Source organism: Paenibacillus sp. S29, assembly GCF_049319765.1.
Classification (GTDB): Bacteria; Bacillota; Bacilli; order Paenibacillales; family Paenibacillaceae; genus Paenibacillus; species Paenibacillus polymyxa_B.
The window spans coordinates 179,030-191,842 of record NZ_JBMOUI010000006.1 but is presented as its reverse complement, the minus strand read 5'-3'; the positions used below and the strand labels follow the sequence as shown (position 1 = coordinate 191,842).

At 47.5% G+C, this 12,813-nt stretch carries 14 protein-coding genes; 10 read left to right on the top strand and 4 right to left on the bottom strand.

Going from position 1 to position 12,813, the window contains the following annotated elements; translation table 11 throughout:
• Positions 1-185 precede the first annotated feature (185 nt).
• Complete coding sequence (locus ACL9RM_RS12810; protein ID WP_235307565.1) at positions 186-953, top strand: hypothetical protein; 768 nt, start codon at positions 186-188, stop codon at positions 951-953.
• Between the two features lie 71 nt (positions 954-1,024).
• Positions 1,025-2,008, top strand: a complete 984-nt coding sequence (locus ACL9RM_RS12805; protein WP_061831176.1) for a helix-turn-helix transcriptional regulator — start codon at positions 1,025-1,027, stop codon at positions 2,006-2,008.
• 40 nt (positions 2,009-2,048) lie between these two features.
• Here the strand turns inward: ACL9RM_RS12805 and ACL9RM_RS12800 are convergent, their stop codons facing one another.
• The 4 genes from ACL9RM_RS12800 to ACL9RM_RS12785 form a co-directional block, all read right to left on the bottom strand.
• The gene (locus tag ACL9RM_RS12800; protein ID WP_061831175.1) at positions 2,049-2,720 is read right to left on the bottom strand and encodes a 3'-5' exonuclease; all 672 of its coding nucleotides are present in this window, start codon (positions 2,718-2,720) and stop codon (positions 2,049-2,051) included.
• A 243-nt stretch (positions 2,721-2,963) separates the two neighbouring features.
• A complete protein-coding gene (locus ACL9RM_RS12795; RefSeq protein ID WP_250267633.1) occupies positions 2,964-4,865 on the bottom strand; it encodes a 5'-nucleotidase C-terminal domain-containing protein in 1,902 nt (633 codons plus the stop codon).
• Between the two features lie 194 nt (positions 4,866-5,059).
• Positions 5,060-5,485, bottom strand: a complete 426-nt coding sequence (locus ACL9RM_RS12790) for an ImmA/IrrE family metallo-endopeptidase (protein WP_250259133.1) — start codon at positions 5,483-5,485, stop codon at positions 5,060-5,062.
• Positions 5,486-5,496: 11 nt separating this feature from the next.
• The gene (locus ACL9RM_RS12785; RefSeq protein WP_250267634.1) at positions 5,497-5,970 is read right to left on the bottom strand and encodes a helix-turn-helix domain-containing protein; all 474 of its coding nucleotides are present in this window, start codon (positions 5,968-5,970) and stop codon (positions 5,497-5,499) included.
• Between the two features lie 332 nt (positions 5,971-6,302).
• On the opposite strand from ACL9RM_RS12785, the gene ACL9RM_RS12780 reads away from it, so the two are divergent.
• The 8 genes from ACL9RM_RS12780 (at position 6,303) to ACL9RM_RS12745 (ending at position 12,796) form a co-directional block, all read left to right on the top strand.
• A complete protein-coding gene (locus ACL9RM_RS12780) occupies positions 6,303-6,779 on the top strand; it encodes an ArpU family phage packaging/lysis transcriptional regulator (protein ID WP_013309118.1) in 477 nt (158 codons plus the stop codon).
• Positions 6,780-7,142: 363 nt separating this feature from the next.
• Positions 7,143-8,111 carry a hypothetical protein gene (locus ACL9RM_RS12775; RefSeq protein WP_250267635.1) on the top strand — a complete coding sequence of 323 codons (969 nt, stop codon included), beginning with the start codon at positions 7,143-7,145 and terminating at the stop codon, positions 8,109-8,111.
• Positions 8,112-8,121: 10 nt separating this feature from the next.
• Entirely contained in the window at positions 8,122-8,340 is a 219-nt protein-coding gene (locus ACL9RM_RS12770) for a hypothetical protein (protein ID WP_013309120.1), read from the top strand.
• A gap of 2 nt (positions 8,341-8,342) precedes the next feature.
• A complete protein-coding gene (locus ACL9RM_RS12765) occupies positions 8,343-9,809 on the top strand; it encodes a phage tail sheath family protein (protein ID WP_250267637.1) in 1,467 nt (488 codons plus the stop codon).
• Between the two features lie 122 nt (positions 9,810-9,931).
• Positions 9,932-10,339: a phage tail tube protein gene (locus tag ACL9RM_RS12760; RefSeq protein WP_007429163.1), complete on the top strand. Its 408-nt coding sequence runs from the start codon at positions 9,932-9,934 to the stop codon at positions 10,337-10,339.
• A gap of 76 nt (positions 10,340-10,415) precedes the next feature.
• A complete protein-coding gene (locus ACL9RM_RS12755) occupies positions 10,416-10,850 on the top strand; it encodes a phage tail assembly chaperone (protein WP_250267639.1) in 435 nt (144 codons plus the stop codon).
• A 23-nt stretch (positions 10,851-10,873) separates the two neighbouring features.
• Complete coding sequence (locus tag ACL9RM_RS12750; RefSeq protein WP_323873140.1) at positions 10,874-11,005, top strand: hypothetical protein; 132 nt, start codon at positions 10,874-10,876, stop codon at positions 11,003-11,005.
• Between the two features lie 21 nt (positions 11,006-11,026).
• Positions 11,027-12,796, top strand: a complete 1,770-nt coding sequence (locus ACL9RM_RS12745; protein ID WP_250267640.1) for a hypothetical protein — start codon at positions 11,027-11,029, stop codon at positions 12,794-12,796.
• The last annotated feature ends 17 nt before the right edge of the window (positions 12,797-12,813 follow it).

Here is a 12,813-nt window from a genome sequence, read left to right as displayed (position 1 = left end):
ACGCCGGGCTATTTTTGCGCATTCATGTAATTCAAATGGTTTAAAATGTTATTTACCAAACTAGGTCCCCCTTCATAAAGATTCCCATGTATAATTTTCACAATCAAACATACGTTCCCTGACAATATAGTGTCAGATAACACTGTTAATTTAGAGTTACATGTTCTTTTAGGGGGAATTTACCAGTGGTGAAGTCAATGCTCAATGTAACGTACACATGGGACAAAGAGTCTATATCTGCGAATGGGTCCAAACAAGTAAATCTACTGATAGAATGGGGCTATGGAGCTATACGCAAAAGAAAAGGAAATCTAATACCGAAAGCAGCGGGATGTGACCTTCAACTCCAGTTCATTCCAGAAAACGGGGTAAGTCTATTAAAAGCTGAAGGGGTAAGGCTCGGTTTTAAACGCTCGGAAAACGGAGATAGCATGTTTGTTCACTGTGGTGATGTAAGGCGGGGAAAATATAGACAGGCTATTTTGACGTTTTCTATACCGGCTCACTCGTCCGGAAGACATACGATTGGAATGATGGAGTGGAGCTGGCGCAAGCCATCGCAGGAAAAGCGAACGCTGATCCGGACAGACCAGCTCTACATTCATTTTACGCATCATCTTGGTCTGCTGAGCATTCCATCCAACCCGAAGGTGGAAAAATACATAAAACTGAATGAGACGCCTCCTATTGTAAAAAAGGCATTGCGTATGTACGAGAAAGGGGAATATGAGCAAGGGGCGTTCATCCTTACCAGACAAGCAGATGAATTACTTATACGTGCAGCAAGAAGCGATGATATGGACTACCTGCAGGAAGCCGAGTTGCTTCTGGCTATACGTAATAAATGGAGTGGTACTTTTGTATCATTTACAGCGTATAGTTCTAAAGTCTTTTTTAATAAGGCGATATCGCTAGAAAATGTTCGTTTTACTGAAAATGATACTTTGAGATAGGCAATTATGCTAGTTTATTTGTGTAATATAGTGAGTCTAATTTACTATCTTTTTGTAAAGGAGAGACTTCCTTGACTGATCGGTTGATACGTTTAATGCGGATTATTACTATTGTTCAGGCAAATCCAGGGATATTGGCAAGAGAGCTTGCCGAACGTTGTGAAACATCAGAACGTACCATATACCGAGATATGGAGGCGCTAAGCGCTATGCATATACCGATTACGAATATGGGGCATGGCAAGGGGTACATTTTTATTAGCAATTTTGCTTTGTATCCTTTGAATTGGACGGAAGAAGAGGCAGAGGCTTTTACTAAGCTGGGAGAGATTATGGAAACGGTAAAGCCTCTTTTACCGCCAGCTTTTGAAAGTGCTTATGAGAAAGTGATGGCCTCTAGTCAGAAAAAAAAGATGGACCAGACGAGCTTCGCGCAGGAAATGAAAAATATTGTCCGGCTCGGCTCGACACTTGATCGGGAAAACCAGCCCTATCTGCTCAGGCTGATTGTTTTAGCGAGTCTTACGCAGCAGACTATTGAAGCGGAATACAGCTCACCTCAAAATGAAGATGTATCCCTCGTTCAGGTGGATCCTTATTGTTTGGTTCCGCAGGATCGGCGATTCTATATGCTTGGTTTTTGTCACAAGCAATCCGCGATGAGAACCTTTCGGATCAGTCGATTTCGGAACATGAGAATTTTGCCATATACGTTTCAAAAAAATACAACTGAAATGGAAATGTTTTTTAAAGGCACCTGGTCGGTGACCAAAGGAAATCAGAATATCCGGTTTGTGGTACGTTTTTCTGCCGAGTCTGTATATCGGGTCAAAGAAGAGGAGCTGTTCATCAAGCCTTTTCTTAGGGATTTGCCGGATGGAAGTTTGTTGTTTGAGGTGACGGTCAATCATGACCGTGAATTTTTGGATTGGCTCACTTCCTATGGAGCTGAGGCCGAGATCCTGGAGCCTTTACGGTACCGCAAACGAATGCAAGAAATGCTGCGGACCTGGGGGACATTCTATTTCGATAAAAAGGCAGGAAATCAAGAATAACAGGGGGAGATCCCCCGGAACGGGCCGGGGAGCTATCCGCTTAACGGTCCTTAAACAGGTTGGCGAGATTGCCAAAAGGACTGTACTGCTCCTGTTCTTCTTCTGGTGAGGAGTAGACGAGCTTCGATCCACGGCTTTCCTCATCGTCAGCAGCATTATGAACTAATGTAATACGATCAAAATGGTACATGAAAACCTGAGCGGTGTTCACGGCATCATCCAGTGCCCGGTGTTGTTGACCGTCAAAGTCAATGTTGCACAATTCCAGCGCCTGAGACAAGCTCAACTGACGGTACTTTCCATTGGAACCAAACAGACGAGAAATCTGCTTCTGTATATCATTTGTATTATGAATCCATCCGAGATCTACATGATGGGTACGACAATGGGATACCAGCTTCTGACGGTCATCCGGGCCCCATGCGCATAAATAATAAGGGGAATCCGTACCGAGCCAGGCTATGAATTCCTTCACAGCTTCAGGAAATAGTGGAGCGGCATCAATATCTCGTTGAGTAATACCCGTGAACTGAACGGTATCTGTAGAGAGTACAGGCCGATTCGAGGGTCTTACAAAACTGTGAAACGTATCCGCAACGTATAGACCATCGTCTCCCTGAACAACTTTGACGGCACCGATATCAATGATTTCGGAGGAATATCTGGCGTTACGACTAACGGTAAATTCAAGATCGTAAATAATGTATTGCATTTCTGGACTCCTTTCACACATATAACTGATCCCGATGGGTATCGGGACGAATGTTCTCTGCCCGAATGACTCTTCTCCATCATACCTCTCGGTTCACAACTTGTCAGCGGTTAAAAGGTTTGCTTTTAAAAAAAATATGCGATGTCCAAATGAGCTTGGACTATCGCATATCTAAAAACGCCTGACATACAGCAGCATCCGAAACCACTAGGATTCCGGATGCTGCTTTTGCTAGCTATTGAATTAGGCCGGGAGGTCTAACTTTTGTCCCGGATAAATGCGGTGAGGATTCTTCAACTTATTCAACTGCTGAAGCTGTTGCCAGGTGGTACCATGTTTGCGGGAAATGTCATACAGCGTATCCCCGGATTTCACAACATATACATGGTTATTTGTAACTTGTGCAGAATTTGATGTCTGCTGTGGCTTGGCTGTTTGAGACTTTGCCGGCGCCGGTTTTGCGGGTGCTGGTTTCGCAGCCGGTGTAGGAACGGGTTGCGGCTTTTCCTGCACAGGTGTAGGTGTTGCGGTTGAGGCAGACGGCGCAGCTTGTGTGGCAGGGACAGAAGTTTTACCGTCAGCCTTGGCTTCTTGAATGCGACCGTCCGCTTGTACTTGCAGGCTAGCGGAGCCGACCTTTTGCATATAGCGGATTAACGCCTCATCAAGCGAGCCGAACATACCTGCTTGTGGATATTTAGCGAACATCGTATATTGGTCACCACCTACGGCAGTAAAATCATTGGTGGCCAGTGTGTATGTTGCCTCAGGATCAAGTGTTTTTCCGCCGATCAGGATGGAATGAACACGGCTGCCTTTGGCTGCTGATGTGTCTATTTTGAACGTGATACCTGATACCTGTGGGAAACCTCCGCTTGGCTCTGGATAGGAGGCTGTACCATTTTCCAGTGCGCCCTGAATGTCAGAGCCCTTCACTTTCAGGGTAACGATCTGGTTGCCGAAGGGCAGTACAGTGATGATGTCTCCCTTGGTTACCGTCCCCGTCTTGATGGAAGCCCGGATGCCGCCACCATTCGTTAAAGCCACGTCTGCTCCCGAAACGTCACGCATAGCATCGGTGAGCAAGTCACCGAGATTGGTTTCACTTGCACGTACCTTTTCGCGTGCTCCTTCCAAATCCACACTCGTTTGCGTTACAACCTCTTTAAGAATAGGTTCCTGGTCCTTTTGAATGGAAGCGATCAATGCAGCAATCTCAGCGTTGGGCTGAACATCGACTGCTTGAGTCGAATCAATCAGCTTGGCTTGCTTTTGCGTAACCTTACCGCCGTCGACCCATAAGTCCACAACACCCAGATACTTGGTGTATTCACCTGCGCTAGCGATCAATGTACCATTGTCACTAACCAAGCCTTTTTCCAGTACGGTATGGCTGTGTCCATCGATGAAAATATCAATGCCAGGCACTTCCTTAACAACCTTGAGGCTGGTGTCCTTACTAGACGCATCCTGCCCCAGATGACCAAGAACAACAACGACATCTACTTTGCTACGGATTTCATTAACAGCCGCTTTGGTCTCAGCCGCAGGATCGGTGAATTGAATACCCTCAACATTTTTGGGATTCGTCTTATATGCCGTTTCTGGCGTAGTCAGACCGATAATACCAATTTTAACGCCGTCCACTTCTTTAATAACATAGGGTTCGAACAAGCGTGTTCCGTCGGTTTGTTTAATATTGGCGCTAAGCACAGGGAACTGAATCTCCTTACTTAGCTCAACAAGATGCTTCCAACCATAATTAAACTCGTGGTTACCCGGAACCATAGCATCATAGCGCAGCTTGTTAATCACTTTCACAATGCTCTCACCGTTAACCAAAGTAGCGAAGGTCGTTCCGTGAACGGTATCCCCGTCATCCAGCAGCAGTGTATTGGGATTGGAAGCCCGGTACTGATCAATGATACCCGCCAGCTTGGCGAATCCCATTTCCTTGTCGTTCGCGACCACGTGGGCATGGGTATCGTTCGTATGTAAGATGGTGATGTGTTTACCGCTGACTGGAGCCGTTGCCGTTCCCGCTGTTCCCACATTGGTTGCTGGGTCTGCTGCTGCTGTACCGAGACACCCAAGTAAAAGCGCGGCAGTCGTCAGGATTGACGAGAGTTTTTTCCATGAGTTCATGTTGTTCCTTCAACCTCCCATAAAATGAATGAATTAGAGAAACCGCTTACGACCACATTTTATCAGATGATTGTAAAAATAACTTCTATTTTATATCAAAGCATTAAAATTTTTTGATATATCGGTTGTTAAATCCATCGTCTAGTTACCTATATTATAGAGGAAGTAATCAACAGCAGCTCACAGAATGAGAACTAATGTTCTGTTTTATGATCAAAAAAAAGGGCAGTCTCTTTGGGCAGCCCGATACGGGGTAAATAGTGATCCAACGTTTCGTCAGCTAGTGGAGGTTTTCCTTCACTCAGCAAAAGCACGGCAAACCGATTGGCCTGCTGTTCAAATTTTCCTGGGGAAAAGTAGGAATGCTCCTCCATAAAAAAGCGGCTAATGCCTTTATGCAGTCGGTCATGTCCCAATTCATGCGCACAGACGAACCGTTCCCATTCGGGTGTGAGGCCATTGTGGATAACGATAAATCTTCTACGCAGCTTGTGGTAATACAGCCCTTTGGTTGTGGGGCCTAGATCGCAGTATCGGATATGGATACCCAGGGCTTTCGCAATATCGAAGGGGCAGTTGGTACGGTATTTTCGGACAAGTTTGTGAATGAGTTCGTTCATACGCTCACCTGCTATCCCTGATCTTTGCCCGTTCGGGGCTCTTTGGGCTTTTTATGTTTGTTCATCTGCTTGGCTTCCCAGAACAGACCTGTCAGTACGTCTTTGATCCGTTGGCGGTCTTTTTCATCCAGCGGAATGCCATCGAACATTAATTCGTCGTCTTCCTCCAGCATTTTTTTAAAATCCCGGCGGTCTTTAGAGGTTGCCCATTCCGGCACAGTAGAAGGATAAAGTTCATGTGGACTTTGCTCCATTGAATCATCGTCTCCCCAATATCCGGCGGCCTTCATCATTTCGGTATAGGATACGCTAAGCGCGTCCGCTATTTTGCGGAGAGTGGAGGGTTTGGGAATTCCGCGCAGTCCATTTTCAATGCGGGAAATTTGTGAATTGCTAATACCTGCAGCATCTGCCAACTGGTTGATGCTCCATTGTTTGTGCTCACGCTGCTGCTTTAAGTAAGTTCCGAATGCTGGCTGTTCCACAATGGGGGCTCCTTTCTGCAAGAGAATCATAGATATTAGTTTTATTATACCATTAGGTAAATAGTAAAAGCACGTAATATGCCAAAAGGCATAGGAAAATGAAGCGAATATCCTGTTTTTGGAGCTATACTGCTTTTTTTGACGATGGATACCTATCCTAAATAATGTTATGTTATACTCAAGATACGAACAAAAGGGGAACAAATTGTAAACACGAGCGTTTTTCTATTTCAGGATTTTGCAAAATTCGATTCCAGTCGCTTCGAAGTGCAAAATTCTCATTTAAAAATACATCATTGTCAAAAGGCATAAGATAAGGAGTGTTGCTTTACATGAGAAATAACTTACCCGAATTGGACCGTCGCAAAACGCAGAATGCATTGGAGGGTGTGTTTGAGAAATACCGAATTTATAAAACGATTACTTTTATGGATCGGGAGAGCTTTATTACTGCTGGCTATACGGATCGCCCGAACGGACCAACGAATGTGACAAGCGATCCAACGGCTCGGACAGCCGTATATAATGTAGATGCTCCTGCCGCCCGCTTGGCCTACTGCGAAATGGTGGATGCCGTAGTGAGTCGCTTGAATGAACGCGAACAGCTGCTCATCCGTGAACGTTATTTAAAGGATGACGATGTGTTTGATTACAAGGTTTACAATTACGTACTGGACCCTCCGGTCAGCAAGGATACGTATACGAAGCTTCGCACGCGTGCTTTTTACAAAATGGCGCTTGCGCTGGCGGACCAAGGAGTTTTGAATCTGGCAGGCTTGCAGAAGGGCGCGGATCGAAAACTGGGGTAATGTAATAATTATCCACTTGTTCTCATTTCTATTTTAAAATCGTTTCCTAAAAGGCTTTGATTTCCTGTAATAACAGGGATCAAGGCCTTTTTTCATGACGGGAACACACGTTCTCGAAAAACCTCCCAACTTCATCCCTAGTCTCTGCTTTTATCGTCCATTTCCCCGGCAACGCATTCGTTATTAGGGTGTAAGATTATATCATCGGGAATCAAGACAAGAGGACATACCGAAGACACACACAGTCAAACGTTAGCCGGCCATTAGGGCCGGTTTTTTCATGCGGTGATTGTCTCTGTCGGTTCCCGATGAATTCGTTGAATAGAAAGGAGGAGTCGTGTTGCCTAAGCAAGGGATGCTGCAATGCATGAGCACGAGGCTACGCCGGCTGAAAACACGGAAGTGGAAAAAAGCCTGGCTGAACAGCCACAACATGCGAACGCAGGGGACGCAAAGGTGGCATGCCGCAGGATGAGACAAGCCTTTAAGCAAAAGCTCATTGAAATTATTCCAGCGCTGCAAGGGCGTGTATACGATGTTCAGCCACCGTCGCAGACGGCAGAGGAGCCGTATGCTGTTATGGCGCTGGGCGAGGAGATCTGGAAGTCTTCCTGGGCCGGCTATCGGCAGGTTATTCGCATCAAGCTGTACGCAGGACAAGCCGGACTGGCGCAGGCTGATGTATGGGCAAATGCCCTGATTGCCGGACTGCACCGGGAATCGGTGACAGGCGAAGGTGAGGACACGTCGGCTTTTACCGCGCACTATTTGGGCGTGCGGGATGCAGAAAAGCTGGACACTGTTACGGGGAAGGCCTATAGAACGCTGCGTTTTGGCGTGTATGTGCCTGAAACGGAAGGCGGTTCGGCCGCTCCAGCAAGTGGTGCTGCACAGCCGGATGAATGGCTGGCCGCGCTGGTCCGCTGGACGCAGAAGCAACTGGGCGAAACGTGGTCGGTATACGCCAACGCATGGCCCGCACAGCCGGGGCGGCAAGCGGTACTATGGCGGATGAGCGGCTGCGAAACTAGGATGGCGGGAGCCTCCATGTATGAGCTGCGCAAACGGTTCATCGGGCATATTACCGCCCCGGACACCACTGAAGAAAACCGCGCAGCTTCCGCACTGATCGAGGGCTTTGCCGCTCAAATCCAGCTTCCTCTGGATCAGGACAAAGGCCGTTATATGTCTACAGCTGAAGCTTCAGCCGATTTGCAGGCGGATGCCATTTTAGACGGTCAGCTTCGGCTGACGCTGGTACAGCGGCGTATGCGCCCAGCTGAGGAAGCGGCGTTGATTCGCAGAGTGGAAATTCATCCTATTTTGAAATGAGGTGGTCCGAGTGACCTTGGAAAACCATGAGAAGGCCCCGGTATATGCCGGGCAGGAAGCAAGTGGCCCTCGCTATACGCTGGAGGAGCTAAAGGAGCACGCAGAACAATTGTTTTCCGTGAAAGAAGAAGTGCTGGCAGGCGCCTTTTTTGGCACACAGGACAAGCTGTTTACGGTAGCAGAAGCACACACTAAAATCGAACAATTTATGAAAGCGAAGGTGGACTAATTATGGCAGGCGGAACATGGGAAAACACGAATAAACCGGTATTGCCGGGTTTGTATATGAATTTTCAGGCAGCAGCAGCTTCAGCAATTCAAGGTGGGTCGCGTGGTACGGTCGTTGTGCCCGTTAAGGCGAATTGGGGCCCAGTACGTGAGTTTGTAGAGATCGGCAGTGAAACGGCAATTAGTCAAATCTTTTCGGGTGACAGTCTGGACGGGGCGACCGCGTATTCGACGCTGTATCTGGCTCTGCTGGGCGGTCCGAAAAAGCTGTTAGCTTACCGTTTGGCAGATGATACAGCTGCTGAAGCATCTGTGACGCTGAAAAGCGGCGGTGAGACCCCAGCGGATGTGCTGCGCCTGAAGGCTTTGTATACAGGTAGCCGTGGTAATGGTTTTGCTGTAACTGTACAGCCAACTTTGGGTGATGAGCAAGCACGTGAGGTGCGCCTTTATGAAGGAACCAAGCTGCTCGGTACGTACAAAGGCAGTGACGGTACGGCTGCCTCCATTGCCAAGGCCATGAACGAGAACAGCGAAAACGTATGGGTGAAGGCTGAGGTTGTCGGCGACGGCGGCATTCCGGTGGATGTCAGCGGCGTACACCTCACTGGCGGCAACAGCGGCAATAGCAAGCTGGTTAATGCAGATTACATCGCGATGCAGGAGGCGCTTGAAGGACAGGAATTTAATGTCTTGGCCCTGGATTATGCAGCCGATCTGGCATTGCTGCAAAGCTTTGCTGCCTGGATCAAGCGTGTCCGCAACGAAGGTAAAGGCGTAATCGCTGTATTCGGCGGTTCTGCGGCAGACGATGTGTCCAAAACAGCCGTCAGCGTGGCCTCTGCACGTTCCCTGGCACTGAACCATGAAGGCATCGTGAACGTCGGTACAGGCGTACGTCTGGCAGGTACGGACTACAGTTCTGCCCAAACGGCTGCTTATGTAGCCGGACTGATCGCAGGCCAACGTCTGAATCAATCGGCAACATATACGGTTACGCCATTTGAGGATGTAACCCGCCGCTGGACACGTTCCGAGCAGGAGCAGGCTGTCCGTAATGGTGTCTTCCTGCTGTTCTTCGACGGACGTCAGGTCAAAGCGCTGCGTGGGATTAACAGCTTGGTAAACCCGTCTGCCGGACAAAACAACGCATGGAAGAAAATCCGTTCCATCCGCGTTATGGACGCTATTAACGCTGACTTGCAGCGTGCAGCCGAAGAGACATACATTGGCAAAATCAACAACACGGTGGAAGGTCGTCTGGCGCTTATCGGTGCAATCAAAGAATACCTGGCACAGCTGTCGCTAAGCAACGTCATTGAAGCAGATGGCTACGATGTCATTCTCGACCCGGCTTACTACGGCGATGCGCCAGTCATCAAACCGGAGCCGGATCAAGTGTTCCTGCAATGGAACGTGAAGCTCACCGACGTGATGGAGCAGCTGTTCGGCACATTTTACGTGCAATAAATAAGCATTTTACGTGCATAAGTATTTCGCAGGCAATCAGTAGAAATGAAGTAGCTTGTTAACAACGAGGATTTTATGAAATCCCGAACTATATTATGGATTATTTTGAGGAGGAAAAAGAAATGTTGGATGCTTCAAGAGTCATTTTAGGTACGTATGGTCAGGCGCATGTGGACGGGGTGTGGCAGACGAATATCAATAAGCTGGAAGCCAGCGTGGAGATGGAAAAACGCGAGCTGAATCTCGTGGGCAACGAGTGGAAGGTGCACAAGCGCGGTATCAAAAAGGGAACGGGAACGATGAGTGGCTACAAGGTCACATCCGATATGATTCGTCGCGGTTTTAACCGTTTTGAGATTATTACAAAATTGGATGATCCAGAAGCCTTCGGACATGAAAGTATTCGTCTTATTCGTTGCACTCCTGACAAAATCCAACTGGCCAACTGGACAGCAGGTGAAGAAGTACAGGAAGAAACGACCTTCACCTTTGAAGGCTATGAGCTGCTAGATCCGATTGTAGCAAACTAAATTGGAAAACGGGGGATGGGATGCTGTGAGGCGTTCCGTTCCCCAAATACAAATAAACAATAAGGGAGAATGACTTATGAGCTTGAATGAGAATATGACAGAAGAACAAATTTTGGACAGTCTGTTTGAGGCCGCTGAAAAACTACCGGAGGAAACGGTTCGTATCAAGCGCCTTGATATGAAAATTGTGCTGCACGGCCTGACCTCCAGCAAGGTGGACAGCATTCGTGAGCGCTGCACGATTCGCCGAACCGTGAAGGGTGCAGTGGATGAGAAGATAGATACTGAAACGTTCAACGCCTTGTTGATTTCGGAAGCTACCGGCAAGCTGGAAGTGAAGGGCTTGTCCCTTAACGGTTGGGGCGATCCCCGGATTACAAGCCGCTTGAAGCTGTCCGGTGGTGAACAGTCTGTCCGCCGTATGCTGCTGGCGGGTGAACTGGATGCAGTAGGGGATAAGGTGCTGGAACTGTCTGGTTTTGGCGTTGAGATTGCTGATCTAAAAAACTAATCAGCTCCGGGGGAATGACGACGATGCTGTACCACTTGTGGGTCCGGCACCACCTCCGCCCCGGAGACTTTTGGCGGCTTTCCCGCGGTGAGCGTATGCTGCTGCTGGCGTTTGCCGAACAGGAAATGGATAGCATAGCAGCTTCAAAATCATAAACAAGGAGGTGAACATGATAGATGGCAGAAGCATTAAATTACCGCATGAACCTTGTGATCGATCCTAAAAACGTCATTAAGGCGAACAGAGAATTACGTGCAATGGAACGTTATTTTGAGCGGATTCAAGGACGTGTGTTGAAAATCGGCCGCACCCGCATGGCCCCGGAAATTGTGCTGAACGATATGGCTTCTAAAGGCTTGGATAATCTGTTGAACAAGATTAATCGGGTCAAATCCCAGATTATTAACGCCTCGGGGAATGTAAATGTGAAGGTGAATAGCGGCACTGCTAAAGTAGGTCCGGTTAAGTCTGATAACAACCTGAGTACGGTTTTGAAAGCAAATACTACTGCTGTAGAGGCCAATACGGCTGCTATTGCGGATTTGAGTACTAAGTTAGGCTCTCTGAAACTCGGTGGTGAGACGAAAGAAGAAGAGCCTAAGGGTTTTTTGGAAAATCTTAAAGATACCCTCGGGGGTGTCAAAAAGTTTGGCGAAGGCATGAAAGGATTTTCCGAATTAAAAACTAAAGGAGCAGCATTTAAAACGGAATGGGGTAAGGTCAAATCAGCAGGAGGAACTACAAGAAGACAAAAAATAGCTAATGGTGCGAAAAAAATATGGGAGAACAGAGCAGAATTAGGCAAGGTTACTGGTGAACTTTTTGAAAGCTTCGGCGGTACTGGAGATATGCTGGAAGGCGGAATGGATTTTTTTAAAGGCGGCGGTGGAATAATTGGGAATATTAAAAGCGGTGGCAGTGCTGCTATAGATGCAGTTTCTAGCGCGGCTTCTAGCATTATAAACCCAAGCACTGCTGGTGCAGCTGAGGAAGCCGGATCAGGCTTATTTAAGAACCTTTTAAAAGGTGGAGCGAAAAAACTGTTGGGACCTTTAAGTTATGGGATGGATATTATGAATATCGCTCAGTCCGCTCCTGGTAAAGAACGCTCACAAGCTGTAGGCTCTGCTATAGGAGGGGGAGTATTGGGAGCCGTCGGAGGTATTGTAGGTTCAGTGATTCCAGGAGCAGGTACTGTTATTGGCTCTACATTAGGCAGTATGGCAGGTGATTGGATTGGAGGTAAAATTGGCGGATTAGTCTCAGATTATGGTCCAGCCATGATGGACAAAGCGAAGTCCGCTGGTAAATTTCTTGGAGAAAAAGCTTCCCAGGTTACAGGCTGGCTTTCGGATAAGGCTGGAGACTTCGGTAAAGGCTTTTCTGATTTCTTTTCTTTTGGTAAAAAAGATGAACCTAAGAAAGAGCCAGCTAAGCCGCCTGAAGTACCTAAACCAGCAACCTCTAAACCAGCAATCCCACCTCATTCGAATTTAGGTAAGTCATTTGAGCCCTTAACGCCTATGGCTATAAATTATAGTGCTAGTGCAGTTGCAAACGTACCTCCGCAACCAGGTGCAAAAGGCGTCCCTAATCCTTATGGACCGATGGCTATAGCTAACCAGGGAGTCAATCCAAACCCACTACTGAATACTGCGGCTCATGCGAATAATGGAGCCAAAGCTAAAGGCAAAGGTAATGGTAATCCGACACCTCAAGTAGTTCAGATCAGTCCTGAACAAATGGGAACACTGTCTGGCTTTTTGAAGGATTTTAAAACGGAAACCACCAACCAATTCAATCTTCCTGCGGGGGCTGTACAGGTCACTGTACATGAGAACAAGCTAGATGTGGATGGGCTTATTACGCAAATTGGCTACCGTCTCAAAGCTGAAATTCTGCGTGCAACGCAGAATACCAAGCCAGCAGGCGCTGGAGCTATGTAATGGAGTAGATGGTAGCA

Excerpts from the sequence above, each read along its gene's own strand:
- ACL9RM_RS12800 (WP_061831175.1), bottom strand. The coding sequence starts at position 2,720 with ATGCAATACATTATTTACGATCTTGAATTTACCGTTAGTCGTAACGCC.
- ACL9RM_RS12795 (WP_250267633.1), bottom strand. The coding sequence starts at position 4,865 with ATGAACTCATGGAAAAAACTCTCGTCAATCCTGACGACTGCCGCGCTT.
- ACL9RM_RS12790 (WP_250259133.1), bottom strand. The coding sequence starts at position 5,485 with ATGAACGAACTCATTCACAAACTTGTCCGAAAATACCGTACCAACTGC.
- ACL9RM_RS12780 (WP_013309118.1), top strand. The coding sequence starts at position 6,303 with ATGAGAAATAACTTACCCGAATTGGACCGTCGCAAAACGCAGAATGCA.
- ACL9RM_RS12775 (WP_250267635.1), top strand. The coding sequence starts at position 7,143 with ATGCATGAGCACGAGGCTACGCCGGCTGAAAACACGGAAGTGGAAAAA.
- ACL9RM_RS12765 (WP_250267637.1), top strand. The coding sequence starts at position 8,343 with ATGGCAGGCGGAACATGGGAAAACACGAATAAACCGGTATTGCCGGGT.
- ACL9RM_RS12760 (WP_007429163.1), top strand. The coding sequence starts at position 9,932 with ATGTTGGATGCTTCAAGAGTCATTTTAGGTACGTATGGTCAGGCGCAT.
- ACL9RM_RS12755 (WP_250267639.1), top strand. The coding sequence starts at position 10,416 with ATGAGCTTGAATGAGAATATGACAGAAGAACAAATTTTGGACAGTCTG.
- ACL9RM_RS12750 (WP_323873140.1), top strand. The coding sequence starts at position 10,874 with ATGCTGTACCACTTGTGGGTCCGGCACCACCTCCGCCCCGGAGACTTT.
- ACL9RM_RS12745 (WP_250267640.1), top strand. The coding sequence starts at position 11,027 with ATGGCAGAAGCATTAAATTACCGCATGAACCTTGTGATCGATCCTAAA.